Source organism: Arthrobacter sp. K410C (assembly GCF_059090105.1).
In genome coordinates this window covers 347,354-368,405 of sequence record NZ_JBNHFJ010000001.1, presented here as the reverse complement: position 1 = coordinate 368,405, position 21,052 = coordinate 347,354, and the positions used below count along the sequence as shown (strand labels likewise).

The window sequence follows — 21,052 nt, the reverse complement described above, 5'->3', positions numbered from 1 at the left end:
TTAAGGAGGCAGGTCCGCAAGTTCCGGACCTGCCTCCTTTCTGCATATCAGCCGATGACAAGTTCGGTCACCCTCCACACCTGCTTGCTGCGCTCCAGTCGGACGGCGACGGCGCGGGCACGGACATCGTCCACCACCACCGCGCTTGCTTCAAAAACACCTTCGGCGACTTCGCAGACGCGGACCGAGCGGACGATGGAATTTCGGTGAAGCCGGGCCAGCGCCGGGTTTCCGGTGCGGTTTATCTCCCGCCTGATGAGGGAAGCGCGGTGCTGCAGATTCCCCAGGCAACGCGGATCCAGCCGGCGGGCCAGTTGGTGGATAGGCCGTATCCCGGCCAGTACTTCCATCGCGGCCTGGACGGTACCGCGGGTGATGGCCCGCACCTCTGCTGTTTCGTCCACCGCCCGAAGCTCTGGTGCATTTGGCGGCCGGGGAGTTCTGGTGCGGCGCTGGTCCAGCGGAACTCCCGCTGTCCCCGGCGCCCGTCCTGTTCCAGGATTGCTGGCTGTTGGTCCCTGGGCGGCACGGATTGGCGTGACTGCAGACATGGATTCCCCTTTGTAGTGGTTTCGTTTGATGAATTCGTGCCGTCGGTGCCCGGCGGGTCAAGTTCCTGCCGGGTGGCGGCTGGTTAGGCAGGTGCCGGCGGAAGCAGAACCTGACCCGGGAGGAGGACATCCGGGTTCTGGCCAATGAGCTCCCTGTTGGCCTCGTACCAGCGCGGCCACTCGAGGGCTACGTCCACGTCCGACGCCCCGTGGCCCAGATGGTTCGCCACAATGCCCCACAGGCTGTCGCCGGCAAGGACGGTCACGGCCCCGGCAGGCCAGCCCGTTGCCGGTGAGGAGAAATCATCCCGGACGGGGGACGCGGCCAGCGGCCCGGGTTCGACGACAGGTTCCCGCGGCTGCCACCCGGGCTCAAATGTTGATGGGGGAGTGTCGCTGGAGGGGGCCTCAGAAGCCGGTGAAGCCGGGGTTCCTGCGGCTTGTTCCCGGGCCAAAGCGTTGTCCCCGGTGTCAGTCGAGGTTCGCTCCTGTCCCTGGCTGGTGGGTGCCCATTCCGGTCCCGGTGCTGCCGCATTGGCTGCAGCCCCGGACAAGAGTTGGAACGACACTGTGGCAATGACCAGCCGCCGCATGAACGCCGGTGCCATGCTGCCTGCCGCTGCGGCGGCACGCATCCTGCCACGTTTCTCAAGAATCAAACTGGCTGCCGCACTGGCGAGAGAAAGCAGGCACCAAAGGAGCAGGATGGCACCGGAGGCTGTTGCGGCCGCCCCCAGAATCTGGTCCACGGTGAATTCGTGGTTCCGGGCAATGGATTCCTGCCATTGGTCGAGGAGCCCCGCGCCGATGACTGAAAGCAGCACGCCCAGGAGCAGCAGGCCGGCGGCCATCGTTGCGTCGGCGCCGAGGGTGGAGTCGGGTCGTGCCATCTTTACCCCTTTGATGCACTTTGATGCAGTTTGATGTGACTGGTTCAGTTTGCTCCCGGATCTTTGTGTTTGTCCAGACGTTGGAGGGCGGAAGTTTTTTGTTGACCCGCGGGGGATGCGGCCCTACTCTGGCCGGATGCGCTGGGATGCACTCTTCAATGACATGGAAAGCCAGTTGGCGGACTCAGACAGGCTCTCGCTCGACGCCGAAGTCAACGAACGCGCCAGGGTCGAGGAGGTGGACTTGGGGCTGGCCGACCGGTTGCGCGCGGCGCTCGGTTGCCTCGTAGGTGTGCATCTGTCCGGCGGGGAAACGCTGCACGGCACACTGAGCCATGCGGGTGCGGACGCCCTGGTCCTGCATGACGATCCTCACCAGATCCTGGTTCCCTACGCCGCGGTGGCCCGGTACGCGGGCCTGGGCAGGTTCTCGCGTTCCGAGCCGTCTCAGGTGCGCCGGGCGTTGGGTCTCGCGCACTCTCTGCGTGCCCTCGCCAAGGACCGGGCGGTTCTTACCGTTACCTTGGGATCCGGCGCCGGCACCGTCCGCCTCGAAGGGGTCATCGACAGGGTGGGCAGGGATTACCTCGACCTCGCGGCAGTGGTTCCGGGGGAGCCGCGGCGAAGCCCTCACGTCACGGGGGTTTCGACCGTTCCGTTCGCGGCATTGGCAGCTATCAGGTCGCCCCTTGTGCGGGACATGTGACCGCACGGCCGGAAGGTCTCCGGGGCGCGTGCCTGGTTAGACGGACCGGGACTTGGACTCCTGGATCATGCGGCTGGCCTCGGCGTAGCGCTCCTCGATGTACTGCTCGAGCATTTTCTCTTCCACGCGCCACTGGCCGCGCCCGCCCACCTGGATAGCCTTCAGTTCTCCGCTTCGCACGAGTGCGTACGCGGCAGGCGAATTGATCTGGAGCTGCTCGGCGACATCCGCGAGCGTCAGGAACCTGGGCATGCCTCCATTTTGCCATTGCCTGAAGGATCTTGCGTTCGTTATCCACAGATTGGCATTGTTTACACCAATCACTTTCGTTTGGCAGCCCAGGCCGCAACAATGAGGTGTCCGGACGCAACGGGGGTGCCGGCGCTACCAGGGGGAGACACGGCATGGTTCCAGAATCGACGACCACGGCTGCGCGCCTGAGGCGCCCCTCCTGGAAGGATGCCCGCCTGCTGGTGGGCATACTGCTGGTCCTGGTGTCCGTGGCAGGGGTGGTCTTCCTGATCAACGGTGCGGATCGGACCACGGAGGTCTACGCGGCCCGTGACGGCATCGCAGTGGGAGAGGAGCTGACCCCTGAAAACGTTGTCCGGGCCAAGGTCCGGCTAGGCGAAACCGAGCAGCACTACATCCCCGTTGAATCCGGTTTGCCGGAAGGGGTGGTGGCCGTGCAGCGGATCGGCAAGGACCAGCTTGTACCCCGGGCAAGCCTTGGTGAAGTTGATGACCTTGACCGCAAACCGGTGGCTATCAGCATCGAGGAGACCCTTCCATCGCAGGCGGTAGCTGGTGCCAGGGTAGACGTTTGGGTAGCCCAGCCGGATGCGAAGAACGGCTTCAGCGAGCCAAAGCTCCTTCTTCCTGGAGCTGAGATAGCTGAGGTGGAAGAAGGTTCCTCTGCGCTCGGCTCCACCAAGACAACGGTGCTCATGGTCCTCGTGGAGGACGGCCAGATGCCGGCTCTGCTCGGCGCGCAGGCCAACGAAGCCAAGATTTCGGTTGTCTGGAATCCGGGTGGCGGAACGCGATGAGTATTCCGGTGGTCACCGTAGGCCAGAGCCGGGAGGATCTGGTCGGCGGACTTGAACGGCTGCACGGCCCTGTCACTGTCGTCAGGAGATGCGCCGAACTCCCGGAACTGCTGGCCGCATGCCAAAGCGGGCTGGCGCGGGCTGCTGTGGTTGCGGATGGCAGTGAGGGATTGACGGCTTCGCTCGTGGACAGGCTTGAAGCCGTGGGAGTCGCCATCATCGCGCTGACGGATAATGCCGAAGAAGCCGCCAGGCTGCGGAAAATCGGCGTCTCCTGTGCTTTGTCCGGGGTGGAATCAGCTGAGTTGTCCCGACGGATCGCGGAAGCAGTAGAGCAATTAACGACTGCAGGCCGGCGATCCTCCGGCCGTACCTCCTCCCTTGCGGACACCGGCGCAGCCCTCCAGGCGGAGCCGGCTGACACACCCGCAACTTCTCCCGAGGGTCCCGGGGCAGGACGGATTATTGCCGTGTGGGGTCCGGCAGGGTCTCCGGGACGCACCACCCTCGCGGCCAACATCGCCGGCGAGCTGGCCGCGGACGGGCAACAGGTGCTCCTCATTGATGCCGACAGTTACGGAGCAAGTATCGCCGCCGTGCTGGGTTTGCTGGATGAATCAGCCGGCTTGGCGCAGGCCTGCAGGCTGGCCGACCAGGGGAGGCTGGACGATGCCGCCCTGGAACGGATTGCCACCCCGGTTGCCACTGCTTCCGGCACCTTCAGGGTGTTGACCGGTATTACCCGGGCAGACCGGTGGACCGAGCTTCGGGCGCCCGCCCTTGCGCTGGTCCTGGAGCGGGCACGCCGGAACGCTGACGCCATCATTGTCGATACCGGGTTTTGCCTCGAAGCAGATGAGGAACTCAGCTTCGACACCATGGCCCCCCGCCGCAATGTCGCCACGCTGCGTCCGCTCGAGCTGGCCGACACAATTTATGCGGTCGGCGCCGCGGATCCGGTGGGAGTGCCGCGCCTGGTGCGTGGGCTTGCAGAACTTGAGGCCGCAGTGCCGCAGGCCTCCCCGGTTGTGGTGATGAACAAGGTACGTGCATCGTCTGTGGGCAGGAATCCTGAACGGCAGTTGCGTGACGCCTGGGAGAGGTTTGGCCCGGCGTCTGCCCTCAGGGAGTTCCTTCCCTATGACCCCGCAGCTGCGGACGCAGCCCTCCTGTCAGGTTCACTGCTGCTTGAGGCGGCACCCGAGTCGACGCTTCGCCGTGCAGTGCGTAGGCTCGTTTGTGCACCTGACCAGCAAAAGTCGAGATCCTCTGTTTTTTCTTCCACAGCACGGCGCCGGGCAAAGGACTAGGCTCGCCATAAGAGCTGCAATGGAGCGGCAAAAACTTGTGATGGAGGCGTGTGTCGATGTCGTCGGGATCCAGCGTGGAGGATCAGCCCCTTTCTATTGAAGGCGCTGAGGGCTTCATTGGGGACTACTACCAGCATCTGGCCGAGGAGGACGCGCGGAGCTATCCCCGCGAGATACTCGTCGCCCGGGCAGAGAACCACCGTGAGGTTGCGGCTGTACGGCGGCCCGGCCAGGCGAAAACCGCCATCATCGACGAGGAAGACAGCAGTGTCGTCTTCGTGGTCACGGACGACATGCCGTTCCTGGTTGATTCGGTCAACGCGGAACTCGTCCGCCAGCACGCCGCAATCAAGCTGGTGGTCCACCCCCTGATCGTCGCCACCCGCAACAGGGAAAACGGAAACCTGGTAAAAGTGAACAGGGTCCCGTCCCACATCGGAATCTCCAGCGGTGACACGGCGGCGATGCCCAGCCTGTCCCACCTCATTGCGCAGGGCGAAGACGCCTCGCACATGGAGTCCTGGATCGCTGTCGAAATTAGCCGCGTGTCCGAGGAAGCCAAGACTTCATTGCTTGAGGGCCTCAACCGCGTCCTCAAAGATGTCCGTGCTGCCGTGGAGGACTGGCCGAAAATGCGCCAGAAGGCCCGCCAGATCTCCGAGAGCTTGGACCAGGTGGCAAACCCGGCTCAGATTGCCGAGCTGCGGCAGGCGAAGGACCTCCTCCGCTGGCTGGACGACGGCAACTTCACCTTCCTGGGCTACCGGGAGTACGACCTCATCAATGTGGACGGCGAGGATGTCCTTGAGCTGCGCGAGGACAGCGGGCTGGGGCTCCTGCGGGCGGCCGCCGACTCACCGCATATCCAGCACCTCACCGACACGGGGCGGAAGAAGGCGCGGGAAAAGCGGGCACTTGTCATCACCAAGGCCAACTCCCGCTCCACCGTCCACCGCTCCGCCTACCTGGACTACATCGGGGTCAAGAGCTTCGACGCCGCCGGCAATGTCAACGGCGAGCGCCGATTTATCGGACTCTTTGCCACCAGCGCCTACACCGGCTCCGTCCGGAACATCCCGATTGTCCGCGAGAAAGTGGACGCCGTCCTGCGCAGCGCCGGCTTCCCGCCTGACTCCCACTCCGGCAAGGACCTGCTGGGAATCCTGGAAACCTACCCCCGAGACGAACTCTTCCAGATTGAAGTCCCTGACCTGGCCGCAACTGCCCTGGGCATCCAAAAACTGCAGGAGCGCCGCAGGACCCGGCTGTTCCTGAGGCCGGACATCTACGGACGGTTCATGTCCGCCGTCGTCTACCTTCCCCGCGACCGGTACACCACCAATGTCCGGCTCCGCATCGAACAGGAACTGCGCGAAACGTTCCAGGCCGTGTCCATTGACTACGAGGCACGCATGACCGAGTCGGCACTCGCACGCCTGTTCTTCCGCATCCGCCTGCCCAAGAACGCGGACGTCAGCCACGTGAACACGGCCGAACTCGAGAAACGGCTGGTCCGCGCGGCCCGCTCCTGGAGCGAAGGCATCGCCGAGGTCCTGCGTGAGGGGCGGGATGCCGAGGAAGCGAAGGAGCTCGCCGCTATCTGGGCTGAAGCCTTCCCCGCAAGCTACCGGGTGGATTACGAGGTGGAGGATGCCCTGGAGGACATCGCCCGCTTCGAGAAATACGGTGCGGCCGCCGAACGTGCGGTGGGAGCCCGCCAGGAACGGCCCGGTGTCCACGTCTACCTTCCCGAAGGGGCAGGGGCGACGCTCGAAGAGGACGCCCGTGTGAAGCTCTACATGCTTGAGCCCAAGAGCCTGAGCCAGATCCTGCCCTACTTCCACAACCTGGGGCTTGAAGTCCTCGACGAGCGCCCGTTCGAGATTGAAACCGCGGACCGCCGTGACTTCTTCCTGTACGACCTGGGGCTGAAGTACCCGGCGGGTGTGGATCCCGTGTCAACCGGCGAACTGCTGGCCGACTCGTTCAGTGCCGCAGTGACAGGGGCCGCCGAATCGGATGCGTTTGACCGGCTTGTCCTCCGTGAGGGCATGCACTGGCGGCAGGTCACCGTGCTCCGCGCATACGCCCGGTACATGCGGCAAATGGGAAACAGCAACTCCTTCGGCTTCATGGCGGACACCCTGCTGGCCAACCCGGATGTCGCCAGGGGCCTGAGCGCGCTGTTTGCTGCGCGCTTCGACCCGGATCTCAACGACGCCGAGCGGGCGGACGCCCAGGAGACCGTGCGGCAGGAGCTCGCTGCCTCGATTGAGAAGGTGGCCACGCTCGACGCCGACAGGGTCCTGCGCACGTTCGCCAACCTGATCGAGGCCACACTGCGGACCAACTACTACCAGGACAAGCGGCACCTGAGCTTCAAGCTTGATCCCTCCCGGATCGACGGGCTGCCGTTCCCGCGGCCCATGTTCGAAATCTGGGTTTACGCACCCCGGGTGGAGGGTGTCCACCTCCGCTTCGGCAAGGTTGCCCGCGGCGGGCTGCGCTGGTCGGACCGCCGGGAGGACTTCCGCACCGAGGTCCTGGGCCTGGTGAAGGCGCAAACTGTCAAGAACGCCGTCATCGTGCCCACCGGTGCGAAGGGCGGATTCTTCGCCAAGCAGCTTCCGGACCCCGCTGTTGACCGGGCCGCCTGGATGGCTGAGGGGGTCGAGAGCTACAAGACGTTCATCAGCGGCCTGCTCGACCTCACCGACAACCTCGTAACGGAAGGCGACGGCGAAAGGCTCGTGCCGCCGTCGAACGTTGTCCGGCACGACGACGACGATTCCTACCTCGTGGTGGCTGCAGACAAGGGAACGGCCACGTTCTCCGACATCGCAAACGGACTGGCCGCGGAATACGGGTTCTGGCTGGGCGACGCCTTCGCCTCCGGGGGATCCGTGGGATATGACCACAAGGCCATGGGCATCACTGCCCGCGGTGCCTGGGAATCCGTGAAGCGCCACTTCAGCGAACTCGACCTGGACACCCAAACCCAGCCATTCACGGTGGTAGGCGTCGGCGACATGTCAGGTGACGTCTTCGGCAACGGGATGCTGCTCTCACGGCACATCCGCCTGGTGGCCGCCTTCGACCACCGCCACATCTTCCTGGACCCCAACCCGGACGAGGAGACCTCGTTCGTGGAACGTCAGCGGCTGTTCGAACTGCCGAGGTCGTCCTGGGACGACTACGACAAATCGCTCATCAGCGAGGGCGGCGGTGTCTTCCCGCGGCAGACCAAATCAATTCCGGTATCGCCGCCGGTCCGCGCAGCGCTGGGGCTTCCCGCCGAGACGACGGAACTCAGCCCGCCGGAACTCCTGCGGGCGATCCTCCTGGCCCCCGCCGACCTGTTGTACAACGGTGGCATCGGGACCTACGTCAAGGCCAGCACCGAGTCCAACGCGTCGGTGGGGGACAAGGCGAACGATGCCATCCGGGTTGACGGCCGGGACCTGCGCGTCAAGGTGGTGGGTGAAGGTGGAAACCTCGGCATGACGCAGCGCGGCCGGATCGAAGCCGCGCTTCAAGGGGTGATCCTCAATACCGACGCCATCGACAACTCCGCCGGCGTGGACTGCTCCGACCATGAGGTCAACATCAAGATCTTCGTCGACCGGATGGTTGCGGCGGGCAAGCTCTCCCCGGAGGAACGGCCCGCGTTCCTCGCCTCGATGACCGATGAAGTCGCCCGTCTGGTGCTGGAAGACAACATCGACCAGAACATCCTGCTGCTGAATGACCGGACCAAGGTGGCCGAGTGGAGCCCTAGCTACGAGCGGCTGATGGACTGGCTGGAAAAGAAAGCCGACCTGAAGCGGGACCTCGAGGCGCTGCCCACCACGGAGTCACTGCGCGAGCGGCTGCAGCAAGGCCAGGGGCTGACGTCGCCTGAGCTTTCGGTCCTCGCAGCGTACGCGAAGATCGAACTGACGTCCGCACTCCGGGACAGCAAGCTTGCCGACGACCCGTGGTTCCGGCAGACGCTGCGGGACTACTTCCCCCGGCAGCTGCGCGAGCGCTTCGACGCCGAACTGGACACCCACCCGCTGCGCCGTGAAATCATCGCGACGGTGGTGGCCAACGACATCATCAACCTCGGAGGCATCACCTTCGCCTTCCGGGTCATGGAAGAGACCTCGGCCAGTGAAGTTGCTGTGGCCAAGGCGTTTGTGGCGCTGCGGGAAATCTACGAACTGGATTCGATGGTCGGGGAGCTCAACAGCCTGCCTGCATCGTTCCCGACGGAGCACTGGAGCACCGTGCACCTCGATATCCGGCGCCTGCTGGACCGCGCGGTCAGGTGGCTCCTCACTCAGGGGTCCATTTCCCAGCCGATTGCGGATGTGGTGGCCGAGTTCAAGCCGTTGATGGATCCGATGCGTGCCCGCCTGCTGGACTACCTGCGCGGTGATGACCGGGAACGGGTTGCCGGCTGGCTTGAAACAGGGCGTGAATGGGAACTTCCGGAAGGGCTTGCACTGCGGTGGGCCGAGCTCTTCGAGAGCTTCGTGCTGCTGGATATCGCCAAGATAGCCCGGGCGCGGAAGGAACCGGTGGAGGAGATCGCTGCCGTTTACTACACCGTGTTCAACCGCTTCCATGCAGACTCGCTGCTGGAACGGATCAGCAGCCTTCCCCGGCAGGACCGGTGGCAGGCCCTGGCCAGGGCGGCACTGCGGGACGATTTGTATTCCACAGTTTCGGATATGACGACGGCGGTGCTGGACGCTACAGAGCCGGGTGACTCGCCGGAGGCGCGCCTTAAGGAATGGGAGGCGCGGAACGCCGAGCAGCTGGGACGGGCGAAGAGCATGTTCGACGAGGTGAACGCCCTCGAGTCAGACGATATGGCTTCACTGTCGGTAGCATTGAGGCTCTTGAGGTCAATCGTCCGACGCTAGCCAATCCGGCGTCGCAAATGGAGGTGCAGTGGCAATCTTTACGGACCCCATCAGGGAACACGCTGATTTCGGGCCGGGCGATGCCGAGTGGCTGCACCTGCTGGTGGGGGACTGGCAGATGGTGGCGGACCTGGCGTTCGCCGACCTGGCGCTCTGGTTCCCCCACCCGGACCATGGGTATATCGCACTGGCGCACGTCCGGCCGTCCACCACCCACACGGTCTTCCACGGGGACTTTGTGGGTGAGGGAATCCGGTCGGACCTGCAGCCGCTAGTAGACAAGGCGTGGAACAGCCGGGCTATCGAGCGCTCCAGCGAAACAAACTGGAGCAGCGACATGGCACTCCGGGTGGAGGCCGTGCCCATGGTCCGCAACGGCCGGACCCTGGCAGTGGTCACCACCCACATGGACCTGTCCAGCTCCCGGATGCCTTCCCGGCTTGAACTGACGTACCGGCAGTGTGCTTATGACCTGCTGCGGATGGGTACTCTCGGGCTGTGGCCGGACTTTGCCTCACCCACGGGATCACGGCGCGGCGCGCCGCGCGTGGGGGACGGGCTGATCCGCCTCGACGCCGAGGGAGTGGTGCAGTACGCCAGCCCCAACGGGGTCTCCGCGTTCCGGCGACTCGGTGACGGGGAATCCCTGGAGGGCCGCTCGCTCGCCGAGGTCACCGCAAGCCTTCTGAAGGACCGGCGGATGGTGGACGAGACCCTGCCACTGGTGGTCACGGGCAGGATGCCGTGGCGGAGTGAGATCGAGTCCCGCGGAGTCAGCCTGTCCCTGCGGGCCATTCCGCTCCGGGACGAACAGCAGCGCTTCGGCGCACTGGTCCTGTGCCGCGACGTCTCCGAGCTGCGGCGCCGGGAGATGGAACTGGTGACTAAGGATGCAACCATCCGCGAGATCCACCACCGTGTGAAGAACAATCTCCAGACTGTCGCCGCGCTGTTGCGGATGCAGTCCCGACGGATGGTCAGCGAAGAGGCGAAGCAGGGGCTTGAACAAGCGATGCGCCGGGTCGCCACGATTGCGCTGGTGCACGAGACCCTGTCCCAGGGGCTTACCCAGAGCGTCGATTTTGACGAGCTGATCGGACGCCAGTTCAGGCTTTCCGCGGAAGTTGCTTCTCCTTCCCAGCAGGTGAGGACCGAGCGGTCCGGCACGTTCGGTGAACTGCCGAGCGACCTTGCCACGCCACTGGCCCTCGTCATCAATGAACTCGTGACCAATGCGGTGGAGCACGGCCTGGAGGGCAGGGCGGGAACCGTGTGGCTCATTGCGGACCGTTCCGAGGGGGAAGACGGCGAGGACCTTACGGTGACGATCGCCGACGACGGCGTGGGATTGCCGGACACGCCCCACGTTGAGGGACTTGGCCTGCAGATTGTGCGCACCCTGGTGACCAGTGAACTGGGCGGCACCATCCAGTGGCAGCCGCGCGAGGGAGGCGGCACCGCCGTACAGATCCGGCTCAGCCTGTCCGGCAAGTAGACGTGGCAGGCGTGCCTCAGTTGGCGCCCGCTTGTACTAAAAAGAAAGAGCCCCTGCCGCAGCTTGCGGAAGGGGCTCTTGCGTTGCTGTTAGGAAGCGCGGCGTGCGCGGGCTGCGCGGCGCTTGAGGGCGCGGCGTTCGTCTTCGCTCATGCCGCCCCAGACGCCGGCGTCCTGCCCGGACTCGAGTGCCCACTGCAGGCAGGTGTCTACGACCTCGCACCGGCGGCAGACGCTTTTGGCTTCCTCGATCTGCAGCAGGGCCGGGCCTGTGTTTCCCACGGGGAAGAACAGTTCCGGGTCCTTATCCAGGCACGCTGCGCGGTTACGCCAATCCATGCTGATCAGTTGCTCCATTTCTGGGAAGTGCTTCTTGTGAAATAATTCACTAGTAGCTACAAAGGAAAAGGGCCCGGCAGGGCCCCCTTGGTCATCTGAATCAAGCCTGTCATGTTAACGCTGTGTAAACAAGGGGTAATAACGCCCGATATCCCCGTAACGCTGAGCGATACATCACACTGCCCATCCTGGCCCTCACCAATGACCGACTATGTCCGGTAGGGTGCCAGTGTGTCAAGACCCCCGGAAGATCCCGAACCGCCGGCCTCCCCGAGGGGGGCGAAGCCCATATCCGGCCGCGATAGCGCCGGGTTAAGAGGAAGTGCGCCGCCGGCCGCCATCATTGTGGCGCTGATTGTTGCCGTTGAGGCGACTGCTCTTCTGGTCGCGGCAGGCTGGTATGGCTATCAACTGCTGGCCGGAAGCCCTGTCATGTCCTTGTGGGGGGCGGTTTTCACCCTCGTACTCCTGCTTGCGTTCGCTGTTTGGCTTTTCGCCGTGGCGGTCTTCCTCTACCGGGGGTACCGCTGGACCCGTGCGGCTGCCCTTGTGGCCCAACTGTTCGTTCTCACCATCGGTTTCCCCACCCTCACCGGCGGCCTTGTCGCCGTCGGGCTGGCGATGCTCGTGCCGGCGGTCACGGCCACCCTGCTCCTGTTCCACAACCAGGTCATCAACTACGCATGCCGGACCGGAAGCGCCCCGCCCGCATTGTAACGGGAAGTAGCCGTCCGGTGGCCGGCGTGCTCCTTGATGCCGGCATCGGAAGCCCATGCCACTTGAATGGCACGGGCCCGTCCTGCGGAGATGAGCACCGCCCTGCCCGGGGGTGGAGCCGGTTCCACTTCGAACCGCACCCCAAACGCGTCGCCGTCCGCAACGGACGCCGGTCCAAGCAGCAGCGCCGTTCCGGCAGCACGCGAACCCATGACGGGCGGAACCCGCTGCAGGAGCAGCGGACTGTAGTTGGCAGTCAACACCAACGGCTTGCCGAGTGCCTGCAGCTCCGAGAGGTCACGCATGGCGGCCGGCGACAGTAGGTCTGCGTCGTCAGCGAGCAGCACAGCATCCCTGGGCAGGTCGCCGGCACGGGCAGCCGCCAGTACCCTGGCCCATGGGTTGGCTTCCGGTATTCCAGAGTTTGGGCGGAGCCAGTGATGACCGGGGTTCAGTTCCTCCAACGCCTTCAAGGTGTTGGTCTTGCCGCTGCCGGACCGTCCGAGGACGGTGACGGTACTTGCGGAAGCCAGCCGAAGGCAAACAGGGGAAGGCTCGTCCCCGCCCACTCCAATGAGCAGGTCCTGCGGCGTCTGTCCGGGTGCAGCGTTCACAGGCCCGGGCACAGGCGCTTGGAGGCCGCGCACCTGCGGCGCCGAGATCCGCACGGGCAGCGGCTCCACCCGGAATGGCGGTGGTTCAGTGGGGCCAACGCCCGACGGACCGCCGGGCCAGTTCGGGCCGGGCGCCAGCCGGAACACCTGGCAAACTGCGGAATCACCGCCTGAAACCGGGCCGGAAGCCACGGCCCTGCTTTTGATTGCCGTCGTGGACGGCAGACGGGGCCAGCCCGCCCTGCTGTCCTGGTTTGAACCGGCGGGAAAGTAGAGCCTGTTGGGTAAAGCCCCGCAGAACCTGGCGCTGACCAGCTCACGGTCACCCGAAATAACCACTGTGATGCCCGCCCGGCCACCGTCCCGGACCACATCGTGCATGAGCTCCTCCGCCCACGCCAGGGGACCCGATCTAAAGGCCGACACCCACGAGCCCCAGCCGGAGACCACCACCACCAGGGGAACTGCCCCCTCCCCGGGCCTGCTGAGCCGGCGAATCATTTCCTGGGCTACGCGTTCCAGGATCCGCACTGCACGGCGAAGCTCATGAACACCGGTGGAAGCACCCACGCGCGGGTGCCTGGCCACATCACTGAAGGATCCAGTGCCGTCGAGGACGTAGCAGTGCGCCGGCTCGGGGTGGGCCAGTAGACCCCGAAGCACCAGCTGCGCCGCTTCGTCTGTACCGGATTCGGGGGCGCCGATCAGCGCCAGGTGACTGTCGGCGTCCGGTCTCCAAACGAGCGGACGAACAGCTTGCACCTTCGGCAGGTCCGATGCTCCGAGCGTGATGGCCCAGACAGGGTCGCCGGAAGATGGGCTGTACCCGGTGGCGTCCGCCGGAGGCTCAATGATCTCATCGGGCAGGGGAGGGGCGACCGGAACACGTGGCACAACTCCCTGCCGGGACGCCCATTCTTCACGAATCAATGCGATCAGGGGCGCAACCGCCTGCGCAGGAGTCTGCGGTTCCGTTTCTTCAGGCTCAGGCATGCCTGAAGAGAGATGGTCCGTAGTGAGCTGCACGGTGATGGTCCCGTCCGGGGTTGTCTGGGGCCGGACCAAATTTGTTGTTGCAGCCTGGAACTCCTGGGCTGGTTCCGTGCCCCGGGCCAGGAATGCCCGTCCCGGGGCGTCAACGCCGATGGCCGCTGCCTCCTTGGAACCGATGATGTCAACGGATTCCATCTCCGACTGCACCCTCAGGGCGATGCTGGAGGTGACGTTGGCCCGGATATCAGCCGTCAGGGCTCCCTGCGGCCGCTGGGTCGCCATGACGAGGTGGATACCGAGGGATCTGCCGATGGATGCTATCCGCATCAGCTCGCGGATTACCTCCGGTGCATCGTCGACGAGCATCCGGAATTCGTCAATGATGATCATCAGGTGGGGAAGGGGGAATCGTTCGGCTTCCGCTGTGGACCTGTACCCGGCAAGGTCCGGAACCCGCGCGGCCGCCAGCGCTTCCTCACGCAACCGGATTTCCGCCCGCAGCGAGGTCAGCGTGCGTTCCAGTTCGTCCCTGTCCAGGTCGGTCAGCAGCCCCACGCAGTGAACCAGGCCGGTCAGCGGGCCGAGCCCGGAACCGCCCTTGAAATCCAGGAACAGGAAGTTGATGCGGTCGGGCGGATGGGTGAGTGCCAGTGCCAGGGTGAGGCTGCGCAGCAGCTCCGATTTGCCGGCCCCGGTGGTCCCGGCCACCAGCACATGCGGTCCATCGGCCTGGAGGTCGAGCATCCTGGCCCCGTCCGCATCGAGTCCCAGCGGTGCGGCAAGGCCCGCTTCCCGGATACTCGAATCCCAGCGTGCAGCCACGTGGGCGGGCGACAGTGGCAGGACATCCTCCAGGGCGCAGGTGCCCGGGATTGGTTGCCTCCCAATGTTCCGCCGGCTTGGGGCAGTGGCAAGCTGCCGGCAAAATCTGTCAAAGACTTCGTCCTGTGCCAGGTCGGCCACGAACCTGGTGTCTTCTCCCTGTCCGCGCAGCGTTGAGCCGTGGTGGTGCAGGACGACGTCGACGTTGGGTGTGGCGGCGGCTGCCCTGGAATGGAATTCCAGGACCTGCCAGCCGTGCCGGAGCGCTTCTTCCGTGAGTATGGCGGCCGTCCTGCCGTCAGCGGTGGCGTCTGCCAGTAGGAGGACACCGTGCTCATAGCCGGGTGCGAATCCCTCCCTCAAGGAACTTCGGCAGGCCTCTGCTGCCACCATGAGGACGACATCAGGAAGATATCGCGCGGCCAGGGGGAGGCTCCTTGACTGCCCGTAGATGATGAGCCGCGTGCTCCTGCACAGGGGATATCCCGAGAGTTGCATGATGATGGACCTGATCATTCCGTCCCGGAGTGGTCTCGTCCCGAGGAAGATGGTCCGGGGGTGCAGCAGGTTGAAGGTAACCGGGACCGAGTCAACGGATGGGACGTCGAGGGCGGCGGCCGGCACCATTGTGATATTGGCGTCCTGCTCCACCTCGCCCAGCCGCAGCCAGATGCCACCTTCATCGGGTGCGGAAGCATTTGCCCTGGTTCCATTCCGCAAGGCCAGAGCCATAACCGCAAGCGAAGGTCCGGATGCCAGGCGCCTTTCCCGGTCCTGGGCCACCGCTTCCCTGACTGCCCTGGCGGTATCCCGCCGTTGGTGCCGTCCGGCAACAACGGGAGCTAGGAGGACAAACGCCGAGGTGGCCGCGAAGGCCAAAAACATCCACATGCCCGTAAAGAGGGCCAGTCCGACGCCTATGGCCAGTGGGAGGGCAGCTGTCACAAGAAGGGCGGCCCGGTTTCCCGCATCCGCCCGTCCCGGGACAGCAATCGGTTCCTGTGCTGATGCTCCGGCCTTGGCCAGGGACTTGATCGGGACGTCGGCGAACATCAGGGACATGGTTGAATTACCGCACCTAATGGTTGATCCCGTGGAGACGGCCGAATACCGGATCCTCCCGCCGTCCACGTAGGTGCCGTTGGCGCTGTCCAGGTCCTCGATGAAGATGTCTTGGTCAGTCAGCGTAAGGCGCGCATGCTCCCGGGAAAGCTCAGCGTCCGGAATGACGATCCGTGTATTGCTCCTGCCCACGGTATATTGGCCGCGCTGCAGCGGTACGAAGGTTCCCGCACCGGCGCCAGTGTGGACGGCAAGGACAAGCCCGGCAGGATGGCCGCCGCGAGGACGGAACCGTTGCTTCCGGCGCATTGGTTCCGTGCCGCCGTCGACCAGTATTGCCCCTGTGACGAGTGGCGGGATCCCCAACCTGGCGGACTGCATGTCCTTGCCGCCGACGGTGACCGTACCCGTTCCGAATTTCTCCGTGAGCTGCCGGCAAATCAGGGTGCCTGGAGCGCCGTCAGGGGCTTCGATCGTCAGCTCGAGCGGGTGGGGGGCCAGGCAGGACCCGGGTCCGCCCACCAGTGTGCAGTGCAGCCTCATAAGCACCGATCCTTCTTGCCGTTGATTCCACGCTAACCAGACGTGTCCGGTACCGCCCCCGCCGTAAGCAGCTATGTGGACAACTACGCGTGCCGAGTGCCGGCGGCGTGATCGGCACGCTGATTCGACGGGCGCCGCGATGCCTCGGGTAGGCTAGAACAGCAGACAATGCGCATCATTGCGCTGCCCGCATTCAAACCAGGAGATTTTGTGACCGCTGACCTTGTCATCGTTGGGTCTGGCTTTTTTGGCCTGACAATCGCAGAACAGGCCGCTACCGAGCTCGGCCTTAAGGTCGTCGTCATCGACCGCCGCCACCATATCGGCGGCAATGCTTACAGCGAGAAAGAAGAGCAGACCGGCATTGAGGTGCACCGCTACGGAGCGCATCTCTTCCACACTTCCAATGAGCGGGTGTGGGAGTACGTCAACCGGTTCACCACCTTCACGAACTACGTCCACAAGGTGTACGGCGTGCACAAGGGCGAGGTCTACTCGCTGCCGATCAATCTCGCCACGATCAACCAGTTCTTCCGCGCAAACATGACCCCGGGCCAAGCACGTGAGCTCATCCAGGAGCAGGCCGGTGAGCTCGCCGGCACAGATCCACAGAACCTGAACGACAAGGGCATCCAGCTGATTGGCCGCCCGCTGTACGAGGCCTTCATCAAGCACTACACGGGCAAGCAGTGGCAGACGGATCCGAAGGATCTTCCTGCCGGGATCATTTCGCGCCTTCCCGTGCGCTACAACTATGACAACCGGTACTTCAACGACAAGTACGAGGGACTGCCGACCAACGGCTACACGGCGTGGATCGAGAAGATGGCGGAGCACCCGAACATCGAGGTGCGCCTGAACACGGACTTCTTTGACGAGTCGCACGAGTACAGCAAGAACAAGGTTGTGGGCAACATCCCGGTCGTCTACACGGGACCTGTCGACCGCTACTTCGACTACGCCGAAGGTGACCTTTCCTGGCGCACCATCGATTTCGAGGAGGAGGTACTCGACATGGAGGACTTCCAGGGCACGTCCGTCGTCAACTACAACGACGCCGACGTTCCCTACACCCGCGTCATTGAACCCCGGCACTTCCACCCGGAGCGCGACTACCAGACGGAAAAGACCGTCATCATGCGCGAGTTCTCGCGCTTCGCGGAAAAGGGCGATGAGCCGTACTACCCGGTGAATACGACGGCGGACCGCGAGCGGCTGCTGAAGTACCGCGACCTTGCGGGCGCTGAAAAGGACGTCTTGTTCGGCGGGCGCCTCGGAACCTACAAGTACCTTGACATGCACATGGCCATCGGGTCGGCACTGAGCATGTTCGACAACAAAATCCGCCCGCACTTCGAAAGCGGCGTGAAGCTGGAAAGCGGAGGCGTCGACGCATGAGTGCCGGGCCGGGCTGGTCAACACTTCAGAGGGTAATTTTCCCGCCGGAGTCGGGGGTGGACACTATGTCCCTCTATGCGGATGCCGGCCCGGCAACCGGGGTTCGCTTCAAGGAAAGCGATGAGTTCGCCAGGAACCCCAAACCCGTTGAACAGAAACTGCACCTCGTCGGCTCCAATACCCGCGAAGTGCACGTGGACGATCTGCTGTCGCGCCAATCAGTCCGGGTGCGGTCCGGGGAGCAGCTCTCCCTGGGAACATACTTCAACGCCTTTCCTGCCAGTTACTGGCGCCGCTGGACCCACCTTCGGGACATCCGCCTGGTGGTGGAGACGGCCGGGCGGGGATCTGTTACCGTCTACAAGTCAAATGCCCGCGGCACCATCCAACGCGTGGATGGTGCCAGGGTTGAGAATGACGCGCGCACCGAATTTGAGTTGTCCATCAGGCCGTTTGGCGACGGCGGGTGGTATTGGTTCGATCTGGCCTCCAGCGGGGGAGACCTCGTCCTCAAGGAGGCACGGTGGGAGGGCCCGCCGCCGGTGAGGACCGGGGAAACGGCGACAATCCAGATCACCACCATGGACAAGCCGGACTTTTGCCTGGCCAATGTCCGGACCCTCGCTGGCCATCCCGAAGCCCTGGAACTCGCCAAGGAAGTGATCATCGTCGATCAGGGCTCACGGAAGGTTGCCGACCAGCCGGGGTTTGCGGAAGTAGCCGCCCTGCTTGGTCAGAAGCTCCGCGTCATCGACCAGGCTAACCTCGGCGGCTCCGGAGGGTTCGCCCGCGGCATGTACGAAGGCGTGGAAAACGGCAGCGACTACGTCCTCCTGCTGGATGATGACGTGGTCATGGAACCGGAAAGCATCATGCGGATGATGGCTTTTTCGGGCAGGTGCAAGAGCCCCACGATCGTCGGCGGACACATGTTCGACCTTTACAGCCGGAGCACCCTGTACTCGATGGGTGAAACAATAGATTCCCGCCGCTTCTCCCCAAGCCAGCCCCACCGGGATATGCAGATGCGGCACGACTTCAGCGTGTCCAACCTTCGGCAGACCCCCTGGCTGCACAGGCGGTTCGATGTCGACTACAACGGGTGGTGGATGTGCATGATTCCCACCTCCGTCATCCGGCAGGTTGGACTGCCCCTCCCGCTGTTCATCAAGTGGGACGATTCAGAATATGGCCTGCGTGCACGAGCTGCCGGATTCCGGACTGTGTCCCTGCCCGGGGCGGCGCTCTGGCATATCTCCTGGATCGACAAAGACGATCTTGTCGGATGGCAGGCATACTTCCACAACCGCAACAGGCTCATCACAGCACTGCTGCACAGCCCCCACCCAAAGGGCGGCAACGTTCTTCGTGAGTCCTTCCAGGAAGACGTCAAGCACCTCGTATCCCTCCAGTACTTCACGGTCCATAACCGGTTGAGCGCCAGGGCAGACCTGCTGGCAGGCCCCGGGCACCTCCATCCCTCACTGCACGGCAAGCTTGCCGAGATCCTGGCCCGCCGCGGCGCTTACTCGGATGCGCAGATGCTGGAGGACGTGGACGAATTTCCCCCTCCGGCACTGGGTGCCGGGCTGTCCACCTCGGTGGACATCCAAATGCCGGCTAAGAAGGATATGGTCCAGTGGGGAGTCACCACAGTGGCCAGGCAACTACTGAAGCGGCCTTCACGGGAATCCCTGGAACGCCCGCAGGCGTACCTTGCCCATATTGATAACCGCTGGTTCCGGATCGCGCACTACGACTCAGTGGTTGTGTCCAATGCCGAGGGAACCGCGGCGTCCTGGTATAAGCGTGACCCCCGGAAGCTCAGGGAGATGCTCAAGCAGTCGGCAAGCCAGCATGCCCGGCTGTACAAAGAGTGGGACGACCTCGCTGACGCCTACAAAACCGCCTTGCCGGAACTGGTCTCAATGGACTCCTGGCGCAGGACCTTCCAAGCAGCTGCCCCGGGGCAGGACCACGTTGGTGGCCCCGCCGCCAGGAGCGCTGCGGCTTCCAGCTGACTAAGCGCTGTGAGTATGCACGGCTGGCCGGGCAGTAGTAGCCGGCGTTGCCAGCCTGCTCCGCCAGGCAGGGGCTGCCGTCAATAGTCGGTACAGCAACGTTCCGCTGACGGCCAGCAGCACAAGGTAGCCGACGGCGAGCAGCTGCCAGGTACCCGGCGGCTGCCACTCCGGCTGGAACATCTCCGTCCAGTTGACGTGGTCCATGACGCCGATCGTGTAGCGCCGGAGTCCTTCCATGAACACATAAACGTGGGCCAGGGCTCCCAGCACCAAACCCCACCGCACCATGGACTTTGTCCACGGAGTGACCCTGAAGCGGCGGAAGCGGGTGGTCACTCCTGCAGCCAGGATCAGCGTGACAACCATCGCCAGAGTGTAACGGCCTTGCCAGATCCATCCCAGCTTCTCGCTGGAACTGGCCTGCAGGGCCAGAGGCACCACGATGACGGTCAAAGTCAGCAAGGCCATCACCCAACGTCCCCGGACAGGGCGTGCCGTAAAAGCCAGGAAGAGCATGGCGCCGAATCCCAGGACCCATGCATAAACCGCAGCCGGTGGAGGCAGGGTGTCAATCCAGCCGAGAACGCCAACGTACTCGACCATGAAGAACACGGTCTTGTCCAGCATGGCAACAGCGGCTTCCTCAGCCGGTAACGGAGCACCAGCGAGCAGGCTGTCAAAGCTCTTGGCGGACAGCACCCACCAGAGGGCGAACACGCTTGACAGGCCGACGGCGAGGACGGCCAGTTGGAAACCACGGACCGCAAGAGTTCGAATAAACGCTTTGATTCCGAAGCAGAGAATAGCGGACACAGCGGCGATTGCTAGCCAGAGCAGGGAAAGCGGGCGGGTATGGGCCAGCAGGCTCCCGGACAGCGCTGCGCTGACAAAGAGCAGCCTGCTGCCAGGTATTCCGGCGGCAGTCCGCTCGAATATGGCACACAGGCTCATGAAGACAGCACCCGCTGCCGCGATCTCAAGGCCGTTGGGATTAACGGAGCCGGACAGGAAGAAGACAGCAGGAGTGAGGGCGATTGCACTGGCTATGACGGGTCGGTGGTAGTGGCGCAGCGACGATGCTGCGGACATTATCGCCCCGAGGAAAAACGCAACAAGCCATGCGCTGATAAGCCGCATCGCGTACAGTGCCGGCTCGCCACTGAGACCGCGGCTACCCAGTCCAACGATGGCGTAATACACCGGATTGTAGTTTCCAGCGGAAGTCTGTGCGGGTACCGGGCCGCGGTCTGACGCATCGATGGGCGGCGCGCACGCTGGAGTCAGATATGGGTGATGGGCGAAGCACTTGTAGGCGTCGAGGCTGGCCACATAACCCGGAACGTTCACGGTCAGGCGTTCACCCTGGACACCAGTACTGGCACCGCTGAACTGTCCCCTGGCGACGGCCGCAGCCTTGATGGCGTGTGCCGGTTCGTCGGGTATGGACATCAGGGGGGAAGCGAAGCTCCAAAGGGTCCCGATGCAACCGAACAGAAGCCAGGAAACCAACAAAACCCGCAGCGGCGAAGGGCGTTTTCTGTCGGGCAGGGATGACTTGAGCGGGCGCCGCAGCGTCGGCGTGAGGGAATTTTGCATGGTAGGTTTAACCATACTTTGGACGTACGGGGTT

General features: G+C 64.1%; 14 protein-coding genes. 8 read left to right on the top strand and 6 right to left on the bottom strand.

Annotated elements, in window-relative coordinates; all coding sequences use genetic code 11:
- Nucleotides 1–47 precede the first annotated feature (47 nt).
- Both AC5RU7_RS01765 and AC5RU7_RS01760 read right to left on the bottom strand, forming a co-directional pair.
- Nucleotides 48–404 (bottom strand): Rv3235 family protein, encoded by a 357-nt coding sequence (locus AC5RU7_RS01765; RefSeq protein ID WP_494050834.1) that lies wholly within the window; start codon nucleotides 402–404, stop codon nucleotides 48–50.
- 230 nt (nucleotides 405–634) lie between these two features.
- A complete protein-coding gene (locus tag AC5RU7_RS01760) occupies nucleotides 635–1,441 on the bottom strand; it encodes a LysM peptidoglycan-binding domain-containing protein (protein WP_494050833.1) in 807 nt (268 codons plus the stop codon).
- A gap of 136 nt (nucleotides 1,442–1,577) precedes the next feature.
- Between AC5RU7_RS01760 and AC5RU7_RS01755 the strand changes: the two genes are divergently transcribed.
- Entirely contained in the window at nucleotides 1,578–2,147 is a 570-nt protein-coding gene (locus tag AC5RU7_RS01755) for a hypothetical protein (protein WP_494050832.1), read from the top strand.
- A 36-nt stretch (nucleotides 2,148–2,183) separates the two neighbouring features.
- Here the strand turns inward: AC5RU7_RS01755 and AC5RU7_RS01750 are convergent, their stop codons facing one another.
- The gene (locus AC5RU7_RS01750) at nucleotides 2,184–2,399 is read right to left on the bottom strand and encodes a helix-turn-helix domain-containing protein (RefSeq protein ID WP_009356834.1); all 216 of its coding nucleotides are present in this window, start codon (nucleotides 2,397–2,399) and stop codon (nucleotides 2,184–2,186) included.
- A 152-nt stretch (nucleotides 2,400–2,551) separates the two neighbouring features.
- Here AC5RU7_RS01750 and AC5RU7_RS01745 point away from each other — a divergent pair, with 152 nt between their 5' ends.
- From AC5RU7_RS01745 to AC5RU7_RS01730, 4 genes are read left to right on the top strand one after another with little or no spacing between them, the layout of a single operon-like run.
- Nucleotides 2,552–3,196 (top strand): hypothetical protein, encoded by a 645-nt coding sequence (locus AC5RU7_RS01745; protein WP_494050831.1) that lies wholly within the window; start codon nucleotides 2,552–2,554, stop codon nucleotides 3,194–3,196.
- Complete coding sequence (locus AC5RU7_RS01740) at nucleotides 3,193–4,506, top strand: CpaE/TadZ family protein (protein WP_494050830.1); 1,314 nt, start codon at nucleotides 3,193–3,195, stop codon at nucleotides 4,504–4,506. The genes AC5RU7_RS01745 and AC5RU7_RS01740 overlap by 4 nt, the downstream gene beginning before the upstream one ends.
- A 56-nt stretch (nucleotides 4,507–4,562) precedes the next feature.
- Entirely contained in the window at nucleotides 4,563–9,416 is a 4,854-nt protein-coding gene (locus AC5RU7_RS01735) for an NAD-glutamate dehydrogenase (RefSeq protein WP_494050829.1), read from the top strand.
- Between the two features lie 28 nt (nucleotides 9,417–9,444).
- Nucleotides 9,445–10,911, top strand: coding sequence for a sensor histidine kinase (locus AC5RU7_RS01730; protein ID WP_494008730.1), 1,467 nt, complete (start codon nucleotides 9,445–9,447; stop codon nucleotides 10,909–10,911).
- Between the two features lie 89 nt (nucleotides 10,912–11,000).
- Here the strand turns inward: AC5RU7_RS01730 and AC5RU7_RS01725 are convergent, their stop codons facing one another.
- Complete coding sequence (locus AC5RU7_RS01725; protein WP_009356837.1) at nucleotides 11,001–11,249, bottom strand: WhiB family transcriptional regulator; 249 nt, start codon at nucleotides 11,247–11,249, stop codon at nucleotides 11,001–11,003.
- Nucleotides 11,250–11,594: 345 nt separating this feature from the next.
- Here AC5RU7_RS01725 and AC5RU7_RS01720 point away from each other — a divergent pair, with 345 nt between their 5' ends.
- The gene (locus AC5RU7_RS01720) at nucleotides 11,595–11,966 is read left to right on the top strand and encodes a hypothetical protein (protein ID WP_494050828.1); all 372 of its coding nucleotides are present in this window, start codon (nucleotides 11,595–11,597) and stop codon (nucleotides 11,964–11,966) included.
- On the opposite strand, the gene AC5RU7_RS01715 is transcribed toward AC5RU7_RS01720, so the two are convergent.
- Nucleotides 11,927–16,000, bottom strand: a complete 4,074-nt coding sequence (locus tag AC5RU7_RS01715) for an FtsK/SpoIIIE domain-containing protein (protein WP_494050827.1) — start codon at nucleotides 15,998–16,000, stop codon at nucleotides 11,927–11,929. The genes AC5RU7_RS01720 and AC5RU7_RS01715 overlap by 40 nt on opposite strands.
- Nucleotides 16,001–16,210: 210 nt before the next feature.
- On the opposite strand from AC5RU7_RS01715, the gene glf reads away from it, so the two are divergent.
- Nucleotides 16,211–17,398 (top strand): UDP-galactopyranose mutase, encoded by a 1,188-nt coding sequence (gene glf / locus AC5RU7_RS01710; RefSeq protein ID WP_494050826.1) that lies wholly within the window; start codon nucleotides 16,211–16,213, stop codon nucleotides 17,396–17,398.
- Nucleotides 17,395–19,419 (top strand): glycosyltransferase, encoded by a 2,025-nt coding sequence (locus AC5RU7_RS01705; protein WP_494050825.1) that lies wholly within the window; start codon nucleotides 17,395–17,397, stop codon nucleotides 19,417–19,419. The genes glf and AC5RU7_RS01705 overlap by 4 nt, the downstream gene beginning before the upstream one ends.
- Here AC5RU7_RS01705 and AC5RU7_RS01700 read toward each other — a convergent pair whose 3' ends face one another.
- Entirely contained in the window at nucleotides 19,420–21,018 is a 1,599-nt protein-coding gene (locus tag AC5RU7_RS01700) for a DUF2142 domain-containing protein (RefSeq protein WP_494050824.1), read from the bottom strand.
- Nucleotides 21,019–21,052: the final 34 nt, after the last annotated feature.

Coding starts and splice junctions, on each gene's coding strand:
- AC5RU7_RS01735 (WP_494050829.1), top strand. CDS start 4,563: ATGTCGTCGGGATCCAGCGTGGAGGATCAGCCCCTTTCTATTGAAGGC.
- AC5RU7_RS01740 (WP_494050830.1), top strand. CDS start 3,193: ATGAGTATTCCGGTGGTCACCGTAGGCCAGAGCCGGGAGGATCTGGTC.
- AC5RU7_RS01705 (WP_494050825.1), top strand. CDS start 17,395: ATGAGTGCCGGGCCGGGCTGGTCAACACTTCAGAGGGTAATTTTCCCG.
- AC5RU7_RS01755 (WP_494050832.1), top strand. CDS start 1,578: ATGCGCTGGGATGCACTCTTCAATGACATGGAAAGCCAGTTGGCGGAC.
- AC5RU7_RS01760 (WP_494050833.1), bottom strand. CDS start 1,441: ATGGCACGACCCGACTCCACCCTCGGCGCCGACGCAACGATGGCCGCC.
- AC5RU7_RS01745 (WP_494050831.1), top strand. CDS start 2,552: ATGGTTCCAGAATCGACGACCACGGCTGCGCGCCTGAGGCGCCCCTCC.
- AC5RU7_RS01700 (WP_494050824.1), bottom strand. CDS start 21,018: ATGCAAAATTCCCTCACGCCGACGCTGCGGCGCCCGCTCAAGTCATCC.
- AC5RU7_RS01715 (WP_494050827.1), bottom strand. CDS start 16,000: ATGAGGCTGCACTGCACACTGGTGGGCGGACCCGGGTCCTGCCTGGCC.
- AC5RU7_RS01725 (WP_009356837.1), bottom strand. CDS start 11,249: ATGGATTGGCGTAACCGCGCAGCGTGCCTGGATAAGGACCCGGAACTG.
- AC5RU7_RS01750 (WP_009356834.1), bottom strand. CDS start 2,399: ATGCCCAGGTTCCTGACGCTCGCGGATGTCGCCGAGCAGCTCCAGATC.